This window comes from Candidatus Profftella armatura (Diaphorina cf. continua), from assembly GCF_016593155.1.
In the GTDB taxonomy this organism is placed as follows: Bacteria; Pseudomonadota; Gammaproteobacteria; order Burkholderiales; family Burkholderiaceae; genus Profftella; species Profftella armatura_A.
The window spans coordinates 337,821-358,570 of record NZ_AP023215.1; the positions used below are offsets into that span (position 1 = coordinate 337,821).

Consider the following 20,750-nt stretch of genomic DNA (forward strand, 5'->3'; position numbering starts at 1 on the left):
TTTATAGTTGTTTTTATTTATATAATTTTAACATTAAGTTGTTTTTATTTATATAATTTTAATTTTTTTTAATGATTTTAATTTTCTTTTTTTAGTATATAATAATATTTATTTTAATTTATATACTTATTATATTAATAAAAAAAATTAAAAATTTTTTTAAAATATTTTTTAAATAATATCTAGATTTTATACTAAAATATTTTATATTAAAAATTTATAAAAACTTTTACTTAATTATCTATAAACATAAGTTTTATATTATAAATGAATCAATTTGCTAAAGAAGTAATTTCTATTTTCCTTGAAGAGGAAATGTGTAAAAGTTATCTTGATTATGCGATGAGCGTAATTGTCGGAAGAGCATTGCCAGATGTACGGGATGGGTTAAAACCAGTTCATAGACGTGTATTATTTGCTATGTATGAAATGAATAATTTATGGAATCGTTCTTTTGTAAAATGTGCACGAGTGGTTGGTGAAACTATGGGGAAATATCATCCTCATGGTGATTCATCAATTTATGATGCTTTAGTACGAATGGCACAACCATTTTCTTTACGTTGTACATTAGTTGATGGACAAGGAAATTTTGGTTCTATAGATGGGGATAGTGCTGCTGCAATGCGTTATACTGAATGTCGTTTAAATAAAATTTCTAATGAATTACTTATTGATTTAGATAAAGAGACTATTGATTTTATTTCAAATTATGATGGAAAAGAAAAAGAACCATCTGTATTGCCAGCGCGTATTCCAAATTTATTAATAAATGGTTCTTCTGGTATTGCTGTTGGTATGGCTACTAATATACCACCTCATAATTTAACAGAAGTTATTAATGGTGTGTTATATGTTTTGCATAATCCAGAGTGTTCAATTAATGATTTAATTAAGATAATTCCAGCTCCAGATTTTCCAACGGCAGGTATTATTTATGGATTATCTAGTGTTCATGATGGTTATTATACTGGTAAAGGTCGTGTAATAATACGAGCTAAAACTCATATAGAGGAATTTAATAAAGAAAATCGTACCGCAATTATTATTGATGAACTTCCATATCAAGTTAATAAAAAATCATTATTAGAAAAAATTTCTCGACTAGTTAAAGAAAAAAAATTAGAGTGTATTTCTCATTTACGAGATGAATCAGATAAATCTGGTATGCGTATAGTTATTGAAATTAATCGTAATGAAATACCAGAAATAGTATTAAATAAATTATATAAACAAACTCAATTACAAAATACCTTCGGTATGAATATGTTAGCATTAGTTAATGGACAACCTAAATTATTAAATCTAAAAGAGATACTTTACTATTTTATTTTACATCGTAGAGAAATAATAAAACGAAGGACTATTTTTGAATTACGTAAAATGCGCGAATATGCTCATATTTTAGAGGGGTTAACAATAGCATTGGCTAATATTGATAATTTTATACAGATTCTTCGTTCAACGTCTACGCCACAAGAAGCGAAAAAGAAAATAATTGAATCTATGTGGAATTTATCTGATTCTAGTAAAGTAATTGGTTTTAATAAAAAAATTTTTGATACTATACCAAAAATTAATAATATATCAAAAATAAATTTTGGATTACAAAAAAATGGTATGTATAAATTATCTGATATACAAGCTCAAGAAATTTTACAAATGCCTTTACAGCGTTTAACTAATATAGAACAAAAAAAAATAATTAATAAATATGAAAATATTTTGAATAAAATTATGGATTTAACAGATATATTATCTAATCCAAAACGAATTACAGAAATTATTACTGATGAATTAAATGCAATTAAAAATAAATATGGAGGTTATAAAAAAAATATACGGCGCTCTGAGATAACTTTAAATGTTATAAATCTTAGTACAGAAGACTTAATTGCTTCTCAAGATATGGTAATTACATTATCAAATTCAGGATATATAAAATCTCAACCAATTTCCGAGTATCGAGCACAAAAACGAGGGGGGCGAGGAAAAAAGGCTATGATAACAAAAGATGAAGATTGGATTAATCAACTATTTATAGCCAATACACATGATTATATTTTATGTTTTTCTAATTATGGTCGATTATATTGGTTAAAAGTTTGGAAAATTCCACAGGGATCTCGAAACTCACGAGGTAAGCCAATAATTAATATGTTTTTATTAAAAAATAACGAAAAAATTACTGTAATTTTACCTTTATCTAATAATAAACATGATTTTCCAAAAAATAATTATGTTTTTATGTCTACTAGTTTAGGTATTGTTAAAAAAACTTTGTTATCAAATTTTAGTCATCCACGTAAATCTGGAATTATTGCTGTTAATTTAAGTAATGAAGATTTTTTGATTGGGGCGGCATTAACTGATGGTAGTTATGATATTATGCTTTTTTCAGATTCTGGTAAAGCGGTGCGTTTTAATGAAAATTCTGTGCGAGCAATGGGGCGTTCAGCTCGTGGAGTTAGGGGTATGAGATTAGAAAAAAAACAAAAAGTTATAGCTTTATTAGTTTCAAATAATCAAAAACAATCAGTTTTAACTGTAACCGAAAATGGTTATGGTAAGCGTACATTAATAAAAGAATACACAAGACACAATAGAGGTACTAAAGGCATAATTTCAATTAAAACTAATAAACGCAATGGAAAGGTTGTGGCAGCAACATTAGTTAATAGACATCATGAAATTATGTTAATTACAACTGGAGGTATTCTTATACGTACACGTGTTTCAGAGATTCGTAAAATGAGAAGATCTACTCAAGGCGTTATTTTAATAACCATTGAAAATAAATCTAAATTATGTGGAGTACAACGTGTTATGGAAAATGATATTGAAAATAAAAAAAATAATAGCATCTAAAATTGTAATTTTTAGTAAAGATTAAAAATTTAATCAAATTTAAATTGAGTTTAAATTAAGTTAAGTTATGTAAGGTAAGAATGATAAAAAATTATATTCCAGTTATAACAATAGATGGTCCAACTGCCTCTGGAAAGGGAACTGTAGCACAATTAGTTGCATCGAAATTAGGTTTTCATTATTTAGATTCAGGTGCGTTATATCGATTAGTTGCTTTATCGGCAATTAATAATAATGTGCAATTAGATAATGAATTAGAATTAATTATTTTGATAAAAAAATTAAACTATAATTTTTTAGGTAAAGAAGTATATTTAAATAATTTTAATGTAACTAGATTAATTCGAAATGAAAAAGTAGGTAATAATGCTTCAAAAATTGCAACATTTAAAAATATACGAAAAGAATTATTTAAAATGCAAATAGAATTTCGTAAATTTCCAGGATTAGTAGCGGATGGACGTGATATGGGGACGATAGTTTTTCCAGATGCTTTTTTAAAAATATTTTTAACGGCAAACATTAAACAGAGAATCGAAAGAAGATATAAACAATTGATACAAAAAGGTTTTTCTGTTACCATTAATGATTTATTAATAAATTTTATAAAACGTGATATACGTGATAAAACTCGTAGTTTATCGCCTTTAAAATGCCCTAAACAAGCGCATTTATTAGATACCTCTAAAATAAGCATTAATCAAGCAGTTAATCAGATATTAAATTGGTATACAAAAAATTAAAAATTTTAATTATTTATATATAAATTTAAAAATATTATTCGACTATTATTAATAATAGATCGATTTTTCAAAAAATTTGAATCTTATATATTTTACATAAAAATTGCTTTATTTAAAAAAATATTGAATATCTTTTAAATAACTATGTCAACTACCATTATTCTTAATCAAGATTCTATAAAAAGGGGTCCAGATAGTTTTGCGACTTTATTTGAGGAATCTTTATTTCGTCATGACATGCGCTCTGGAGAAGTTATTTCTGCTGAAGTTATTGGTTTGGATCGTAATTTTGTTATTATTAATGCAGATTTAAAATCCGAAGCATTTGTTCCTATTGAGGAATTTAAAAATGATAATGGCGAACTTGAAGTTAAAGTTGGTGATTTTGTTTCTGTTGCAATTGAATCTTTAGAAAATGGTTTTGGTGATACTATTTTATCTCGTGATAAAGCTAAACGTTTAGCTTCGTGGCTTTCCTTAGAAAGAGCTATGGAATCTGGAGAAATTGTTACTGGCATTATAAATGGAAAGGTTAAGGGCGGTTTAACTGTTTTAACAAATGGTATTAAAGCTTTTTTACCTGGTTCACTTGTTGATATACGTCCCGTTAAAGATACCGCTCTTTTTGAGGGAAAAACAATGGATTTTAAGGTTATTAAACTTGATCGTAAGCGTAATAATGTAGTATTGTCACGTCGCGCAGTAATCGAAGAATCTATGGGGGAAGAACGTCAAAAATTAATAGAAACTCTTAAAGAAGGGTGTATTGTTAAAGGTATTGTGAAAAATATAACTGATTATGGGGCTTTTATAGATCTTGGTGGGATAGATGGTTTATTACATATTACTGATATAGCATGGCGTCGCGTTAAACATCCTTTAGAAATTTTAACTATTGGCCAAGATATTTCCGTTAAAATTTTAAAATATGATCAGGAAAAAAATCGAGTTTCATTAGGTATGAAACAATTAGGAATTGATCCTTGGATTGGGTTATCTCTTCGTTATCCACGGGGAACACGTTTATTTGGTAAAGTTACTAATTTAACTGATTACGGTGCATTTGTTGAGGTTGAAAAAGGTATTGAGGGTCTAGTTCATATATCTGAAATGGATTGGATAAATAAAAATGTTACACCAAGTAAAATTGTTCAATTAAATGATACTGTTGAAATTATGGTATTAGAAATAAATGAAGAAAGACGTCGTATTAGTTTAGGAATGAAACAGTGTAAAGATAATCCTTGGGATAATTTTGCTATCATTAATAAAAAAGGCAATAAAATAAAAGGGATAATTAAGTCAATTACTGATTTTGGAATATTTATTGGATTAGATGGTAATATTGATGGACTTATACATTTATCAGATTTATCTTGGACTGATCCAGGAGAAGAGGTTATACGGCGCTTTAAAAAGGGAGATGAAATTGAAGCTATCATACTTTCAATTGACGTTGAAAAAGAACGTATTTCTTTAGGAATTAAACAGCTTGAGGGTGATCCATTTAATAATTATGTTACTATAAATGATAAAGGTTCATTAGTAAATGGTATTGTTAAATCTATCGATCCTAATAAAGGAGCAATTATTCAATTATCAAATGAAGTAGAGGGTTATTTACGTATTTCTGACGAAAATAATGAAGATGAAAAAAAATTAAAAATTGGTGAAAATATTGAGATACTTGTTAATCATATTGATCGTAAAACACGATATATTCAATTATCTTTTAATAATAAAAAAGAAAAAGTTATTAAGAAGAAAACATTATTAACATCTGTTAATGCTAATACAATTTCCGGTACAACAAATTTAGGCGTAATATTAAAAGCTGAATTAGAGAAAATAAAATAATATTATTTTATTTTCTCAATAAAAATAGTAATTTCATTATTTTTAATATAAATATTTATATTATAAGTGCGACCGAAGGGAATCGAACCCCTATCAACAGAATCGGAATCTGTAATCTTATCCGTTAGACCACGGTCGCATTAAAAAAATAATTTATTTTAAAATAAATTATTAGTTAAATATAATTTATAAATGCTTATAAATTAAAAATTAAATTAATTTATATTTAAATAATTATATATTATATTTAATTTAAATTATTAAAAATTTTTATCGTTAAAATTTTTTATTACATATTAGGGTAATTTGTTCCACTTCCTCCTTCGGGAGTAATCCATTCAATATTTTGAGTGGGATCTTTTATATCGCAAGTTTTGCAATGAATACAATTTTGTGCATTAATTTGTAAGCGTTGAATTTTATTTTTTACTAATATAAACTCATATACACCAGCTGGACAATAACGAGCCTCAGGTCCAGCATAAATAGAAAAATTTATATTAATAGGTATTTTTTTATTTTTTAATATAAGGTGTATAGGTTGATCTTCATCATGATTAATATTTGAAATATATATTGAAGTAAGTTTATCAAATGTTAATTTATTATCTGGGTTAGGATATTTTATAGGTATATGTTTTGAAGCAGGTTCAAGATAAGTGTAATCGGCATTTATATTATGTAATGTAAAAGGAAATTTTCCGGAAAACAATATTTGATCAATTCCTATTATTAACATTCCAATATATAATCCCTTTTTCATTGCTGGTTTAAAATTACGAGCTTTATAAAGTTCTTTATATAACCAAGAGGTTTGAAAATTTGTTTTATATGTTATTAATTTATTAAATTTTTTATTGGAATAAATTTCATTAAATATAGAATCTGCTGCTAATATACCACTTTTTATTGAGGTATGAATACCTTTTATACGGCTTACATTCATGAATCCTGCATTACAACCAATGAATGCTCCACCATTAAAAATAAATTCTGGTAATGATTGTAATCCTCCCGTTGTGATGGTTCGCGCGCCATAAGAAATTCTTTGTCCATCCTTTAATATTTTACATATTTCTGGATGAGTTTTATAGCGTTGAAATTCTTCAAATGGAGATAAATAGGGATTTTTATAATCAAGAGAAATAATGTATCCAATAGAAATTTGATTATTTTCCATGTGATATAAAAATCCACCACCATAAGTTTTAGAGTCAAGAGGCCATCCAATTGTATGAATTGCTAAACCTTTTTTGTGTAATTTTGGGTTTATTCTCCAAAGTTCTTTAATTCCTATACTATAAGTTTGGGGGTCCTTTTTATTGTCTAAATTAAATTTTTTAATTAATTGTTTACTAAGATGCCCCCTTGATCCCTCGGCAAATAATGTATATTTGGCATATAATTCCATTCCTAATTGAAAATTTTTTTTAATTATACCTTTCTTATTAATACCAAAATTATTGGTGGCAATCCCGCAAACATTATTTTTATTGTCATACAAAATTTCAGATGCGGAAAAACCGGAAAAAATATCAATACCCATATTTTCTGCTTTTTTTCCCATCCAACGCACCAAATGTGAAAGTGATATAATATAATTTCCATGGTTTTTAAAACAAATAGGTAATACCCAAAATGGGATTTTATATGATTTTTTTGAAGATAAAAATAAAAAACGATCTTCTATAACGGGTGTATTAAATAATTTTTTTAATTTTTCTTTTGGGAATAACTCAAAAATAGATCGTGGATCTATTATTGCTCCCGATAAAATATGCGCTCCTAGTTCACTTCCTTTCTCTAGTACACAAATTTTAATTTCTTTATTTTTTTTAATAGCTAATTGTTTGAGCCTAATTGCCGCAGAAAGTCCTGATGGCCCGCCTCCAACTATAATAATATCATATTCAATTGATTCTCTGGGGCCATATTTATTAATTAAAGAATGATTTAATGAAGATATATAATTCATGTTATTATCTATATAATAATTATTAAAAAATATTTTATAATTAAAACCTTGCTAATATACGTAAATCAGGACCAATTTTTTGTATTTCATGAAATTTTAATTTTATTTTTTTATCTAATGAATAATGAGGAGGTAAAGTAAACATATTATATGCTTCTCCAAGTAAGCTTGGGGATATATACAATAACAATTCGTCCACACATCCTTCTAATATTAATGCGGTATTTAATTTAGAACCAGCTTCAATATGAAGTTCATTAATTTTTTTTTTTCCTAATTCAATAATAACCGCTCGAAGATCAACTTGTCCTAAATCATTTGGTAGTATAATAACTTCATTACCAAAATCTTCTAATATTTTTTTTTTAATTGGAAGATCTGTTGCAGTAAATATATAGCTACCACCTCCTTTTAAAACTTTAAGAAAGGGGTTAATACGTAAATAACTATCAATTATAATACGATATGGTTGACGTGATGTTTTTATTGATCTTATATTTAACCGGGGATTATCTTTTAATACAGTTCCAATTCCCGTTAAAATAGCACAGGAACGCGCTCGCCATATATGACCGTCATTTCGTGATTCTTTTGATGTAATCCATTGGCTAACATTATTATATAAAGAAATTTTATTATCTAAACTACTAGCTATTTTCATGCGTACCCATGGTATTCCTCGTTGCATTCTTGAAAAAAAACCAATATTTATTTCGTATGCTTCTTTTTGCATTAGTCCTTGTTTTACAGAAATGCCAGCGGAAATTAGTTGAGCCACTCCTTTTCCTGATACTAGTGGATTAGGGTCATTAATAGCAATAATAACTTTTTTAATACCAGATTTAATTAAAGCCTCCGTGCAAGGTGGAGTATGACCAAAATAATTACAAGGCTCAAGAGTAATATAAACAGTGGAATTATATACATCATAACCTTGTGCGGCTGCATTGAAAAGAGCATCAATTTCAGCATGATTACCACCAATATTTTTTGTATAACCACAAGCAATAATGCGTTTTTCTTTTACAATAACACACCCAACGCGAGGATTAGGAGAACTATTCATTGATAATTTAGCTTGTTGTAAAGCTAATGTCATCGCCATAAAGTCAATTGAATTAAAAAGCATTATAAAAAATAAGTTATAACAATAATTTATTATGATATTTAATATTTAATTAGAGAATTTAAAAAAAAATTATTAATATTTTTTTAAATATATTTAAATTAATAATTTATATGTTAATAATATAATAAATATTTTTAAAAATAAAAATATATTTTATATATTTTATAAATCAATAGTAAATATTATGAATAATATCGCTTATTATAAAAAAAAATCTTTAGATAATTTAGTTATGAGAAGTTTAAATAGTGTGTGGCATCCTTGTACACAAATAAAGTATCCTATAAAAAATACAAATAATTTTTATGAAATTCCATTAATTCCAATTAGTCATGGATATGGTCCATGGTTAATTGATGTATTAGGAAGACGTTATTTAGATGCTATTAGTTCTTGGTGGGTTAATCTTTTTGGTCATTCTAATTCTTATATTAATACAGCATTAAAAAATCAACTTAATAAATTAGAACATGTAATGTTATCTAATTTAACACATAAACCAGTAATAAAATTATCAGAGAAATTATCATCTTTTACTAAATATAAGCTTGGGCATTGTTTTTATAGTTCTGATGGTGCATCTGCAGTTGAAATTGCGTTGAAAATGAGTTTTCATTTTTGGTACAATAAAGGATTTTTAAATAAAAAAAAATTTATTTGTTTACAAAATAGTTATCATGGTGAAACATTAGGAGCCCTAGCGGTAACTAATATTAAATTATTTAAAGGAATATATAAGTCTTTATTAAAAAAGACTTATATTATTACTACACCAGATTCAAGAAATTTAAATAAAGGAAATAATGCTCATGAGATAGCGAGATGTGCTGCTTTTGATTTAGAGATACTTTTAAAAAAAAGTAGTAATAAGATTGCTGCTATTATTATTGAACCGTTAGTGCAATGTGCTGGTGGAATGATAATGTATGATTCAGTATACTTAAAGTTAGTTCGTGAAATTTGTAATAATTATAATATTCATTTGATTGCGGATGAAATTGCAGTTGGATGCGGTCGTACTGGAAAATTTTTTGCTTGTGAACATGCTGACATTTGGCCAGATTTTCTTTGTTTATCAAAAGGTATTACAGGAGGTTATTTGCCTTTATCATTAGTAATGACTACTGATAAAATTTATAATTTAATTTATTATAAAAATAATATGAATAGTTTTTTACATTCACATTCATATAGCGGAAATCCATTAGCTTGTTGTGCGGCATTAGCAACGTTAGAAATTTTTAATAAACATAATATATTACAAAGAATTTCTCAAGATATGAAAAAAATTACAAAAAAACTTACTTCATTAATAACACATCCTCAAATTATTAATTTTCGTCAACAAGGAATGATTTGGGCATTTGATGTTATAATTGAGAACCCAGCACAAAGGGAAATATTTTCTCAAAAATTTTTTTCTACTGCATTAAAAAATGAATTATTATTAAGACCAATTGGAAATACAGTTTATTTAATGCCGCCATATATTCTTAATAAAAATGAAATAAAACATATGATATTAGCAATTTTTAAAACCTTTAATGAAGTAATTTCGTCAAAATAACATTTTTAAATTTAGATATAAACTTAAAATATATTTTTAAATAGATTATAAGCATTTAACTAAATAAGATTTTTTTAAAAAAATAAATAATATTAAAATATTTTTAATAATTTTATTTTTAAGTTTTATATTAAAACAATAATTATAATTAATATGTTACTGAAAACTATTCAATCTTATAAAGAATGCAATTCTATCAATAAAAATAATGTTATTTCATCATCAAAATCATTAATTTGGAAAATTAATGAGGTTATTGATTTATTTAATTTACCATTTAATGATTTATTATTTCGTGCTCAAAAAGTACATAGAAAATATTTTGATGCTACTGAAATTGAATTAGCGGTATTATTATCGATAAAAACAGGGGGTTGTACAGAAGATTGTAGATATTGTCCTCAATCTTCGTATTATAATACAGAAATTACAGCTACAAAAATTTTATCTATAGAATCAGTTATTACTGCCGCTAATAAAGCTAAATTAGATGGTGCAACTAGATTTTGTATGGGGGCGGCATGGAGAGAATTAAAGGATAGAGATTTAGAGAAAATTGAAAATATGATTTATGAGGTTAAAAAGATAGGTTTAGAAGCTTGTTTAACATTAGGTATGTTAAATGAAAATCAAGCATATCGTTTAAAAAAAGTAGGCTTAGATTATTATAATCATAATTTAGATGTTTCCTCTAAGTTATATGGAGATATTATTAGTACAAGAGATTATGAAAACCGACTTAATACACTTAAAAATGTACGTAATGCAGGTATTAATATATGTTGTGGTGGTATAATAGGGTTATCTGAGTCCAGAAATCAGCGTGCAGAATTAATTTTTCAATTAGCAAATTTAAATCCATATCCAGAATCAGTTCCTATTAATAATTTAGTACAAATTAAAGGAACTCCATTGTATGGTACCTCTATTTTAGATCCGTTAGAATTTATAAGAACTATAGCTGTTGCACGAATAACTATGCCAACTTCTAGGATAAGAATGTCAGCTGGTCGCAAGGAAATGGGTGAGGTAGTGCAAGCTTTTTGTTTTTTAGCTGGAGCTAATTCAATTTTTTATGGTGATAAACTTTTAACTACCGATAATACGAAAACTAATGACGATAGTAAATTACTTAAAAAATTAGGAATGAGTACTCGAAATATAAAAATTAAAATGAAAAATAATATGAAATATAAAGGAATAATTTAAACACTGAAAAAATTTTTTAATAAAAAATGAATTTTCAATAGATAATTAATGAATTTAAAAAATTTTTTAATTTAAATTTAATAATAAAAATTTAAATATATTGCTATTAAAATATAATTTATTATACTAAAATATATTTAGTAAACACAAAAGGAAGTGTGGCCGAGTGGTTTAAGGCACCAGTCTTGAAAACTGGCAACAGGTAAAACCGGTTCGTGAGTTCGAATCTCACCGCTTCCATATATTTGTAAAAATTTTTTAAATATTTTTAATTATTAATGAAATAAAAATAATTATATTGAAAATAAACATAATTATTTTTATAATATAATTATTAAAATTATTAATTTAAAAATTAATATATATATTATAGTTGTAATTATTGGTATAAATTATACTTGCCCTGGTGGTGAAATTGGTATACACAAGGGACTTAAAATCCCTCGCTCTATAAATAAAGCTTGCCGGTTCAAGTCCGGCCCAGGGCACCATTAGTAATGTAATTTAATTTTAAAATTAATAATATTTAATTTAATTAATTTTTCCAAATACATTTTCCATTTGAGTGTTTATCTATTTCCGAAAGAAGTATATTGTGTTCTATTAATTCATTAGAATTAGCTAATTTTACCGGGATATTACTAGGTAGTTTTATTTTAGTTTCAATATTATTTAAATTACTAATTTTAGGTTGAAAATTTAAATTATCTTGCCCTCTAGTCATAGCTAAATATACTTCCGCTAAGAGCTCTGCATCAAGCAACCCCCCATGTAAAGTTCTATGTGTTTTTGATATATTATAACGATCGCATAATGCATCTAAAGAATTACGTTTTCCAGTATGAATTTTTCTTGCTATTAGTAATGTATCAGTAATTTTAGAAATATATTTCGTAAAATTTGAGTAACCTAAAAGAGATAATTCCATATTTAAAAATCCAACATCAAATACTGCGTTATGAATTATAATTTCAGAATTAGCAACATAATTCAGAAAATTATCTACAATTTCTGAAAATTTTGCTTTATTCTTAAGGAATTTTGTTGTTAAACCATGTATGGCTAGCGCGCTTTTTTCAGAATCTCTATCAGGATTAATATAATAATGTAAATTGTTTCCAGTAATTTGACGATTTTTTATTTCTACGCAACCAATTTCAATAATACGATGACCATCAATAATATTTAATCCGGTTGTTTCTATATCCAAAACAATATGACGATGCATTTTAAGAAAAAATTATAAGGGTTAGTAATTTGAAAATATATTTTTAAATTTTAATAAATTTGAATTAAATATAAAATGTGGTGGAGGTTATCGGAATTGAACCGATGACATCCTGCTTGCAAAGCAGGTGCTCTACCAACTGAGCTAAACCCCCATTCATAGGTCTGGTTGGACTTGAACCAACGACTACCGCGTTATCAACACGGTGCTCTACCAACTGAGCTACAGACCTAAAATTTAAATATATAATAATATTATAATACTAAAATTATTTTTTGTATCGTTTTAATAAAATATTTTTTAAAAAATTTTTTTAATATTTATAAATAAATTTTTAAAAATAAATTATTTTTAAATTTAAAGAAATTTAAATATTTTTCATTCAATGAATAGCTATATATTTTATAATCCCCGTATTTTTTGTGCATTCAAAACTCGTGTGCAACCTATTATAAATGCAGCGGTACGTAATGAGACTTTTTTTTCATTAGCTAATTCCCATATAGCTTTAAATGCATCGCATATAATGCGATCTAATCGTAAATTAATTTCTTTTTCTGTCCATGAAAAATTAGAAAGATTTTGTACCCACTCAAAGTAACTAACAATTACTCCGCCGGCATTAGTAATAACATCTGGTGCTAATATAATACCTTTATCTTTTAAAATATCATCTGCTTCCGTTGTTGTTGGTCCGTTTGCTCCTTCTAATATAATTTTTGCTGTAATATTATTTGCATTATTGATAGTAATTTGTCCTTCAATTGCAGCTGGAATTAATATGTCGCATGGAAGAGACCAGAATTCTTGAGGATTATTGATTTTTTCACCTCCATTAAAGTCTTGTATACTTCCTTTATAAGTAACATATTTTTGTAATTTAGGTATCTCTAATCCATTGGGATTATAGATTGTTGTTTTATAATCTTGTATTGCCACAATTTTTGCACCAGCTTTAAAAAAAAGATTTGCTGCAATACTACCTACATTACCAAATCCTTGTATAGCAATTTTAGAATTAATAATATTTAAATTTATTTGAGAAGCAATTTTATTTCCAATAATAAATACACCTCGTCCAGTTGCTTTTTGTCTTCCAAAACTACCTCCAATAGAGATTGGTTTACCTGTAACAATACCTGATATAGTGTGATTTTTTTTTGTTGAATAAGTATCCATCATCCAGGCCATAATCTGCATATCAGTTCCAACATCAGGCGCTGGGATATCTTTATTTAATCCAATTATAGAGCTAATTTCATTAGTATAACGACGTGTTAATCGCATTAATTCATTGTTTGATAGATTTCTTGGATTAACACGAATTCCTCCTTTTGCTCCACCATAAGGTATATTAACGGTAGCATTTTTTATTGTCATCCATCCGGATAAAGCAATTATTTCAGATAATGTGACATCTGGATGAAAACGTACCCCCCCTTTTCCGGGTCCTCGTAATATATTATGTTGTACGCGATATCCTTCGTAATGAATAATATCTCCGTTATCGTGCTCAATTGGAATATCTACTATTAAAATTTTTTTTGGATGTTTTAATATTTCTATCCAACGAGATAAGGAACCAAGATACGGAATAACACGATCAATTTGTTGTAAATAAACACCCCATGGTCCAAGATTGTTTTGTATAAGATAAGATGGTATAGGATTCTCGGTGAATTTAGACATTTTGATAATATCCTTTTTTAATTGATCTACTTATAAAATATCATAGAAAAAAAAAATTTTTAAATAAGAAATCCTGTAAATAATACAATTATTATTATAATTATTAAATTTAATTAATAATATATAAAAATTTTATTTTATAAAAAATTAAATATTTAATAAAGTATATTAAAATTATAGTTACAATAGTTTAAAAATATTTTAAAATAGCTTTATAAAAATAGAAATTTATTTTTAAAAAATTATAATTATCTTTGTTGTTATATTAATAATTAGTACAATGAAAAATTTTTTAAATTCATGTTTTTTTATCAATAAAATAAATAATAATTTTTTAAGTATTCATACGATATTAACTTCTATTAAATTTTGTTTAACTAAAAAAGTTAATGGTATTAGACTTGATAAAGCACTATCATTAATATTAACTCAATATTCTCGTAATTGTATTCAGAAATGGATAAAATTAAAACAAGTATTAATTAATAATAAAATAGCAGAAACTGATGTGATTGTTTCTGGAAATGAACTAATTACCATTAAGCCTAAAAAAAATTTTTTAGAAAACGAAATAGAAAAAAAAATAATAAAATTAGATATTATTTATGAAGATAATGAAATTATTATTATTAATAAGTCGGCCGGATTAGTGGTTCATCCTGCGATTGGTCATTTATCTGGAACATTATTTGATCATCTTTTAAGGATTTATCCATTTTTAATAAATGTTCCTAGAGCGGGTATCGTCCATCGTTTGGATAAGAATAGTAGTGGATTAATGGTTGTTGCTAAATCAATAAAATCATATACACATCTTGTTAATCAATTGAAATTACGTATTGTTCAGAGGAAATATTTAGCAATGGTTTGGGGTATTCCAAAATTAAATGGTGTTATTAATGCGGCAATAATACGGAATCCACATAACCGTATTAAAATGATTGTTTCTAAAAATTTTAATGCTAAACCCGCTTTAACTTATTATGAAAGATTAGCAATTGGAATAATTAATAGAAAACATGTTAGTTTAGTTCGCTGTAATTTAAAAACAGGAAGAACTCATCAAATTAGAGTACATATGCAGTGGTTAGGACATGGAATAATTGGAGATAATCTTTATAATAAAAAATGTTCAAAATCATTAATATTTAATCGACAAGCATTACATGCTTATAAATTAGGATTAATACATCCGGAAAATAACTTAAAATTAAAATGGAAAATTAATCTTCCAGATGATATTTCTAAATTAGTTATATATTCTGGAATAAAATGGATTTAATATTTCTATAATAGAAAAATTTTTTTTAAATTGATGTTTTTTTGAAATTTTTATAAAAACTTTTAATGAATTAAAATTTATTTTTATATTTTTTTATAATTATTTCTGTTTCTCTTTTTATATCACGATCACGTTCTTTGCGGCGTTTATCATGTTGTTTTTTTCCTTTAGCGAGAGCTATTTCACATTTTATGCGATTTTTTACAAAATATAATTTCGATGGAATTAAAGTGTATCCAGATTTTTTAACTTTTCCAGTTAATTTTTTAATTTCGGTTGAATGTAATAATAGTTTGCGTGTTCTAATTGTTTCCGAGCTAATATTTGTAAAAATATTTGAGTTAGATAAAACGCTAATATGTGCACCGAATAAAAATATTTCTTTATTGCGAGTAATTATATATGACTCTTTTAAATGCACATGATTTGCTCGTATTGATTTAACTTCCCATCCCTTTAGGACAATACCAGCTTCGTAATAATCTTCTAGAAAATAATTAAATAATGCTTTTTTATTATTGATAATTATCATACTTATTATACGTATATTTTTAAAAATTTGATAATATATTTTATTAGAATTAAAATTAAAAAATTTAATTATATATTAATGATAAAGATTAAAATAATTAAATTAATCATTTTAATACTTGTTAATTCTAATATAATAATATTTATGATTAAATTAATTTGTGTTCAAATTTGTTATGCTGATTCACGGTTACAAGTTTTATATAAATTATATGTGACTAATCAAACTTCTATACAAACAGCAATTCTTCAAAGTAATATTTTACATAAAATTAGTAAAATTAATTTAATTAATTTAAAAGTAGGTATTTATGGAAAATTAAAAAAATTAAATACAATATTACGTGATAATGATCGAGTTGAAATTTATCGTCCATTAATTATTAGTCCAAAAGAATTACGTTGTCGAAAAAATAATTAATAATTTTAATTTTTTAAAACTTTAATTTTACTAAATTAAATTTTGTTCACCGTTATATTGGTGAACAATTAATTAATATATGAACGTTTAATATACTTATTAAGTATTTAATTTTTTTAAAAATTAATAAATTTATTTTGATAAAGCATCTATTACACATAATGTAGTCATATTTACAATTCTTCTCACTGTTGCTGATGATGTTAAAATATGAATAGGTTTTGAGCAGCCCAGTAAAATAGGACCAATTGTCACACCATTACCAGATGTTGTTTTTAGTAAATTATAAGCTATATTTGCAGATTCAATATTTGGTAATACTAGAAGATTAGCATCTCCAGTTAATTTAGAATTTGGTATTTGTTTATGTAATAATTTATTATTTAGGGCGTAATTTCCATCCATTTCTCCATCAATTTCTAATTCTGGCATGTTTTTTTGTATTAGTTTTAATGTTGTTCTCATTTTATGGGTTGAGATATTATTATCAGAACCAAAATTTGAATGCGATAAAAGAGCAACACGAGGTTTTAAACCAAGAGAAATCATTTTTTTTACTGCTAAAATTGTGATTTCTGATAATTCTTCTGCGTTTGGATTTTCATTGATATGTGTGTCAACCAACATTAATTGCCTATCCATAAGAATTAAATTACTCATTGCTGCATACGTATTTATTTTGTTTTCTTTACCTATTATTTGATCAATGTAGTTTAAATGTAATTTAATAGAACCAAAAATACCACAAATCATCCCATCTGCATTTCCTTTATGAACAGCCATAGCGCCTATTAATGTGTGACACCTACTCATTTTTAATTGAGCATGTTGTTCAATAATGCCTTTACGATTTGTCATGGATAAATAAGTTTCCCAGTAATCTTTATAATTTTTATTAAAATCAGGATCTATTATTTCAAAATGTATTCCAGGTTTTATTCGTAATCTAAGTTTTTTAATATGTTGTTCTAAAATTTTTGTACGTCCAATTAAGATAGGAAAGGCTAAATTTTCATCAATAACTATTTGTATAGCGCGTAGTATTTTTTCTTCTTCTCCTTCTGAGTAAATAATTCTTTTGATATTTTTTGGTGTTTTTTTAGCTATTTGAAAAAGTGGCCTCATAAAAGTACTGCTACGGTAAACAAATTGTTGTAGATGATTTATATAATTTTCTATATCTTTAATTGGTTTAGTAGCTACACCAGATTTTTCAGCAGCTACCGCAACAGCTGGAGCAATTTTAATTATTAAGCGAGGATCAAATGGTTTTGGAATAATACATTCTGATCCAAATGTTATATTAGAAATTCCATAAGTTGTATTAACAATATCAGATTGTTCTATTTGAGCTAAATCAGAAATTGCGTGTACTGCCGCAATTTCCATTTCTCGTGTAATAGTTGTGGCTCCAGAATCTAATGCTCCACGAAAAATATAAGGGAAGCATAATACATTATTCACTTGATTAGGATAATCAGAACGACCTGTAGCAATAATTGCATCATTTCTCACGGATTTAATATCTTCTGGTAGGATTTCTGGTAATGGATTAGCTAGCGCTAATATTATAGGATTTTTTTCCATTTTTAATACCATTTCTTTTTTTAATACTCCAGATACCGATAATCCAAGAAAAATATCTGCGTTAGGTATAATATCAGATAATGTGCGAGCTGTAGTATCTTGTATAAAACGCGCCTTATTTGAATCCATTAATTCAGATCGTCCTTTATAAAGAACTCCAGCTAAATCTGTAACAAAAATATTTTTTAATGGAAAACCAAGATCAATAATTAGATCAATGCAAGCTAATGCTGCAGCACCCGCTCCAGAAACGACTAGTTTACAATCTTTCATTTTTTTTTTAACTAATTTTAATCCGTTTAAAATAGCTGATCCTACAATGATAGCAGTTCCATGTTGATCATCATGAAATACAGGTATTTTCATACGATTACGTAGTTTTTGTTCAATATAGAAACATTCTGGAGCTTTAATGTCTTCTAAATTAATACCACCAAAAGTTGGTTCTAATGAAAAGATAATATCACATAATTTATCTGGATCTGTTTCATTAATTTCTAGATCAAAAACATCAATTCCAGCGAATTTTTTAAATAACACTGCTTTTCCTTCCATTACTGGTTTTGATGCTAATGGACCAATATTCCCCATTCCCAAAACAGCTGTTCCATTAGTGATTACTGCAACTAAATTTCCTTTAGCGGTGTATTTAAATACATTACTTGGATTAGATGAAATTTCTTCACAAGCAGAGGCTACACCAGGAGAATATGCTAATGCTAAATCATGTTGATTTTTAAGTTGTTTAGTTGGAATAACGCTGATTTTTCCTGGAATAGGAAATTCATGATACTCTAAAGCAGATTGATGTGATTTTTTACAAATTTTTTTTTTAAAATTAATCATTATGTATATTTTATTAGTTAATATTTTATGAAAATAATATAAATTATTTTTATAAAAATTGTGTAAATTTATTATAAAAAATATATTTATTAAAATTATTGGTAAATAATATATTTATTTATAATTTTACTTTTTAATTTTAATAAATTATTATTCAAAAATAGATAAAATTATAAAATGAAATTGCATAAAATTTTTTAAAAATTAAAAAATAAAGAGATTTTATTTTTATTTAAGTATATCATATTTTTTTTAAAAAAATTAATTACTTTAATGTAGTTTATATAGATATTATTATTAAGGATCTTATTATTAATTATAATGTTTATTAGTTTTTATATTTTGGTAATTTTAATTAATTTTTTATAGATTTTAACCCTATGAGCACCTTAAAAATATATAATTCACTTTCTCGTAAAAAACAAATATTTTATCCAATAACACCGGGAAAAGTAGGTTTATATGTATGTGGTATTACTGCTTATGATTATTGTCATCTCGGTCACGCGAGATTAATGATCGCATTTGATGTTGTGCAACGCTGGTTACGTATTAATAATTATGATGTAAAATATGTGCGTAATATTACCGATATTGATGATAAAATTATTGATCGTGCTAAAAAAAATAATGAATCAATTAAAATATTAACTTCTCGTTTTATTAAAGCAGCTAAAGAGGATTCTTTATTATTAAATATTCAACCTCCAGATTATCAACCTTGCGCCACTAATTATATACCGCAAATATTAAAAATGATTGAAAAATTAATTTTTAATGGATTAGCTTATCAAAATAATAATGGAAAAATTAATGGAGATGTAAATTATTCTGTTCGTAATTTTTCTAATTATGGAAAGTTATCTGGTAGATTAATTTCTTCTTATTTCAATAAAATTGATAAAAAAAATAATTTTAAACAAGATCCATTAGATTTCGCTCTTTGGAAGATTTCTAAAAATAATGATCCTCATGAAGCTGTATGGAACTCTAGGTGGGGAGCAGGTCGTCCAGGATGGCACATTGAATGTTCTGCTATGTCCTGTGATTTATTAGGATCACATTTTGATATTCATGGTGGAGGACAAGATTTACAATTTCCACATCATGAAAATGAAATTGCTCAATCTGAAGGGGTATATAAACATAAATTTGTTAATTATTGGATGCATAGTGGTTTTGTTAAAATAAATAATAAAAAAATGTCAAAATCATTTGGTAATTTTTGTACAATTCGTGATGTATTAAAAAAATATAATCCAGAAGTGATAAGATTTTTTTTCTTGCGTTCACATTATCGTAGTACAATAAATTATTCAGAAGTTTATTTAAATTATGCTAAACAAAGTTTAATTCGATTATATTTAGCACTAAAAGAGATATCAGAAATAAATTATAAAAAAATAATTGATTTAAATGAGCCTCATGCAAAACGTTTCATAATAGCTATGAATGATGATTTTAATACTCCAGTTGCAATTTCTGTATTATTTGATTTAGCTAATATAATTAATAAAAATAAATCTATAGAGATGGCCAAACAATTACGGGGATTAGGTAATTGGTTAGGTTTATTGGAGTATTCATCAGATGAATTCTTAAAAAATAATATTTCTCTTGAAGAAAATAAAATTGTAAATTATTCTGACAATGATATTAAATTAAAAATATACTCTAGATCAGAGGCTAGAAAAAAAAAAAAATTTTTAGAGGCCGATCAGATACGTCAAGAATTAATAAATAATGGGATTATTTTAGAAGATATGCCTAATGGTAAAACAGAATGGAGAAGAATTTAATTAAAATTTTTGTACTTGG

The 20,750-nt window shown here is 25.8% G+C and carries 14 protein-coding genes and 5 tRNA genes; 10 read left to right on the forward strand and 9 right to left on the reverse strand.

All coding sequences use genetic code 11. The annotated features are described in order from the left end of the window. The first annotated feature begins 267 nt into the window (after positions 1 to 267). From gyrA to rpsA, 3 genes are all read left to right on the forward strand, one after another. Positions 268 to 2,868 (forward strand): DNA gyrase subunit A, encoded by a 2,601-nt coding sequence (gyrA, locus tag JIC14_RS01385; protein WP_201329667.1) that lies wholly within the window; start codon positions 268 to 270, stop codon positions 2,866 to 2,868. A gap of 80 nt (positions 2,869 to 2,948) precedes the next feature. After that, positions 2,949 to 3,611 carry a (d)CMP kinase gene (gene cmk, locus JIC14_RS01390; RefSeq protein WP_201329668.1) on the forward strand — a complete coding sequence of 221 codons (663 nt, stop codon included), beginning with the start codon at positions 2,949 to 2,951 and terminating at the stop codon, positions 3,609 to 3,611. Between the two features lie 144 nt (positions 3,612 to 3,755). Then, positions 3,756 to 5,468 carry a 30S ribosomal protein S1 gene (gene rpsA, locus JIC14_RS01395; RefSeq protein WP_201329669.1) on the forward strand — a complete coding sequence of 571 codons (1,713 nt, stop codon included), beginning with the start codon at positions 3,756 to 3,758 and terminating at the stop codon, positions 5,466 to 5,468. Between the two features lie 67 nt (positions 5,469 to 5,535). On the opposite strand, the gene JIC14_RS01400 is transcribed toward rpsA, so the two are convergent. The 3 genes from JIC14_RS01400 to ribD all read right to left on the reverse strand — a co-directional run bounded on the left by JIC14_RS01400 (position 5,536) and on the right by ribD (position 8,572). Continuing rightward, positions 5,536 to 5,607 (reverse strand) — tRNA-Arg (locus tag JIC14_RS01400). 150 nt (positions 5,608 to 5,757) lie between these two features. After that, positions 5,758 to 7,443: an electron transfer flavoprotein-ubiquinone oxidoreductase gene (locus JIC14_RS01405; protein WP_201329670.1), complete on the reverse strand. Its 1,686-nt coding sequence runs from the start codon at positions 7,441 to 7,443 to the stop codon at positions 5,758 to 5,760. A 40-nt stretch (positions 7,444 to 7,483) separates the two neighbouring features. After that, entirely contained in the window at positions 7,484 to 8,572 is a 1,089-nt protein-coding gene (gene ribD, locus JIC14_RS01410) for a bifunctional diaminohydroxyphosphoribosylaminopyrimidine deaminase/5-amino-6-(5-phosphoribosylamino)uracil reductase RibD (RefSeq protein WP_201329671.1), read from the reverse strand. Positions 8,573 to 8,756: 184 nt separating this feature from the next. On the opposite strand from ribD, the gene bioA reads away from it, so the two are divergent. The 4 genes from bioA to JIC14_RS01430 all read left to right on the forward strand — a co-directional run bounded on the left by bioA (position 8,757) and on the right by JIC14_RS01430 (position 11,839). After that, on the forward strand, positions 8,757 to 10,139 hold the full coding sequence (gene bioA / locus JIC14_RS01415; protein ID WP_201329672.1) for an adenosylmethionine--8-amino-7-oxononanoate transaminase: 1,383 nt from the start codon (positions 8,757 to 8,759) through the stop codon (positions 10,137 to 10,139). Positions 10,140 to 10,292: 153 nt separating this feature from the next. Next, entirely contained in the window at positions 10,293 to 11,348 is a 1,056-nt protein-coding gene (bioB, locus tag JIC14_RS01420) for a biotin synthase BioB (RefSeq protein WP_201329673.1), read from the forward strand. A 152-nt stretch (positions 11,349 to 11,500) separates the two neighbouring features. Continuing rightward, a tRNA-Ser gene (locus tag JIC14_RS01425) sits at positions 11,501 to 11,588 on the forward strand. Between the two features lie 160 nt (positions 11,589 to 11,748). Beyond that, a tRNA-Leu gene (locus JIC14_RS01430) sits at positions 11,749 to 11,839 on the forward strand. 44 nt (positions 11,840 to 11,883) lie between these two features. Here the strand turns inward: JIC14_RS01430 and dnaQ are convergent. From dnaQ to JIC14_RS01450, 4 genes are all read right to left on the reverse strand, one after another. Beyond that, entirely contained in the window at positions 11,884 to 12,576 is a 693-nt protein-coding gene (gene dnaQ / locus JIC14_RS01435) for a DNA polymerase III subunit epsilon (protein WP_201329674.1), read from the reverse strand. Between the two features lie 78 nt (positions 12,577 to 12,654). Then, positions 12,655 to 12,730 (reverse strand) — tRNA-Ala (locus JIC14_RS01440). 5 nt (positions 12,731 to 12,735) lie between these two features. Beyond that, a tRNA-Ile gene (locus JIC14_RS01445) sits at positions 12,736 to 12,808 on the reverse strand. A gap of 170 nt (positions 12,809 to 12,978) precedes the next feature. Further along, positions 12,979 to 14,265, reverse strand: a complete 1,287-nt coding sequence (locus tag JIC14_RS01450; protein ID WP_201329675.1) for a Glu/Leu/Phe/Val family dehydrogenase — start codon at positions 14,263 to 14,265, stop codon at positions 12,979 to 12,981. A gap of 280 nt (positions 14,266 to 14,545) precedes the next feature. Here JIC14_RS01450 and JIC14_RS01455 point away from each other — a divergent pair, with 280 nt between their 5' ends. Further along, the gene (locus JIC14_RS01455) at positions 14,546 to 15,547 is read left to right on the forward strand and encodes an RluA family pseudouridine synthase (RefSeq protein ID WP_201329676.1); all 1,002 of its coding nucleotides are present in this window, start codon (positions 14,546 to 14,548) and stop codon (positions 15,545 to 15,547) included. A 70-nt stretch (positions 15,548 to 15,617) separates the two neighbouring features. Here the strand turns inward: JIC14_RS01455 and smpB are convergent, their stop codons facing one another. After that, positions 15,618 to 16,079 carry an SsrA-binding protein SmpB gene (gene smpB / locus JIC14_RS01460; protein ID WP_201329677.1) on the reverse strand — a complete coding sequence of 154 codons (462 nt, stop codon included), beginning with the start codon at positions 16,077 to 16,079 and terminating at the stop codon, positions 15,618 to 15,620. A gap of 144 nt (positions 16,080 to 16,223) precedes the next feature. On the opposite strand from smpB, the gene JIC14_RS01465 reads away from it, so the two are divergent. Beyond that, positions 16,224 to 16,499, forward strand: a complete 276-nt coding sequence (locus JIC14_RS01465) for an RnfH family protein (RefSeq protein ID WP_201329678.1) — start codon at positions 16,224 to 16,226, stop codon at positions 16,497 to 16,499. A gap of 132 nt (positions 16,500 to 16,631) precedes the next feature. On the opposite strand, the gene JIC14_RS01470 is transcribed toward JIC14_RS01465, so the two are convergent. Continuing rightward, the gene (locus JIC14_RS01470) at positions 16,632 to 18,932 is read right to left on the reverse strand and encodes an NADP-dependent malic enzyme (protein ID WP_320412640.1); all 2,301 of its coding nucleotides are present in this window, start codon (positions 18,930 to 18,932) and stop codon (positions 16,632 to 16,634) included. A gap of 380 nt (positions 18,933 to 19,312) precedes the next feature. Here JIC14_RS01470 and cysS point away from each other — a divergent pair, with 380 nt between their 5' ends. Beyond that, positions 19,313 to 20,731: a cysteine--tRNA ligase gene (gene cysS / locus JIC14_RS01475; protein WP_201329679.1), complete on the forward strand. Its 1,419-nt coding sequence runs from the start codon at positions 19,313 to 19,315 to the stop codon at positions 20,729 to 20,731. Positions 20,732 to 20,750: the final 19 nt, after the last annotated feature.

Bases quoted from the DNA above. Each gene is read 5' to 3' on its own strand.
- JIC14_RS01470 (WP_320412640.1), bottom strand. From the start codon at position 18,932: ATGATTAATTTTAAAAAAAAAATTTGTAAAAAATCACATCAATCTGCT.
- bioB (WP_201329673.1), top strand. From the start codon at position 10,293: ATGTTACTGAAAACTATTCAATCTTATAAAGAATGCAATTCTATCAAT.
- JIC14_RS01450 (WP_201329675.1), bottom strand. From the start codon at position 14,265: ATGTCTAAATTCACCGAGAATCCTATACCATCTTATCTTATACAAAAC.
- smpB (WP_201329677.1), bottom strand. From the start codon at position 16,079: ATGATAATTATCAATAATAAAAAAGCATTATTTAATTATTTTCTAGAA.
- cmk (WP_201329668.1), top strand. From the start codon at position 2,949: ATGATAAAAAATTATATTCCAGTTATAACAATAGATGGTCCAACTGCC.
- bioA (WP_201329672.1), top strand. From the start codon at position 8,757: ATGAATAATATCGCTTATTATAAAAAAAAATCTTTAGATAATTTAGTT.
- cysS (WP_201329679.1), top strand. From the start codon at position 19,313: ATGAGCACCTTAAAAATATATAATTCACTTTCTCGTAAAAAACAAATA.
- dnaQ (WP_201329674.1), bottom strand. From the start codon at position 12,576: ATGCATCGTCATATTGTTTTGGATATAGAAACAACCGGATTAAATATT.
- ribD (WP_201329671.1), bottom strand. From the start codon at position 8,572: ATGCTTTTTAATTCAATTGACTTTATGGCGATGACATTAGCTTTACAA.
- gyrA (WP_201329667.1), top strand. From the start codon at position 268: ATGAATCAATTTGCTAAAGAAGTAATTTCTATTTTCCTTGAAGAGGAA.
- JIC14_RS01465 (WP_201329678.1), top strand. From the start codon at position 16,224: ATGATTAAATTAATTTGTGTTCAAATTTGTTATGCTGATTCACGGTTA.
- rpsA (WP_201329669.1), top strand. From the start codon at position 3,756: ATGTCAACTACCATTATTCTTAATCAAGATTCTATAAAAAGGGGTCCA.
- JIC14_RS01455 (WP_201329676.1), top strand. From the start codon at position 14,546: ATGAAAAATTTTTTAAATTCATGTTTTTTTATCAATAAAATAAATAAT.
- JIC14_RS01405 (WP_201329670.1), bottom strand. From the start codon at position 7,443: ATGAATTATATATCTTCATTAAATCATTCTTTAATTAATAAATATGGC.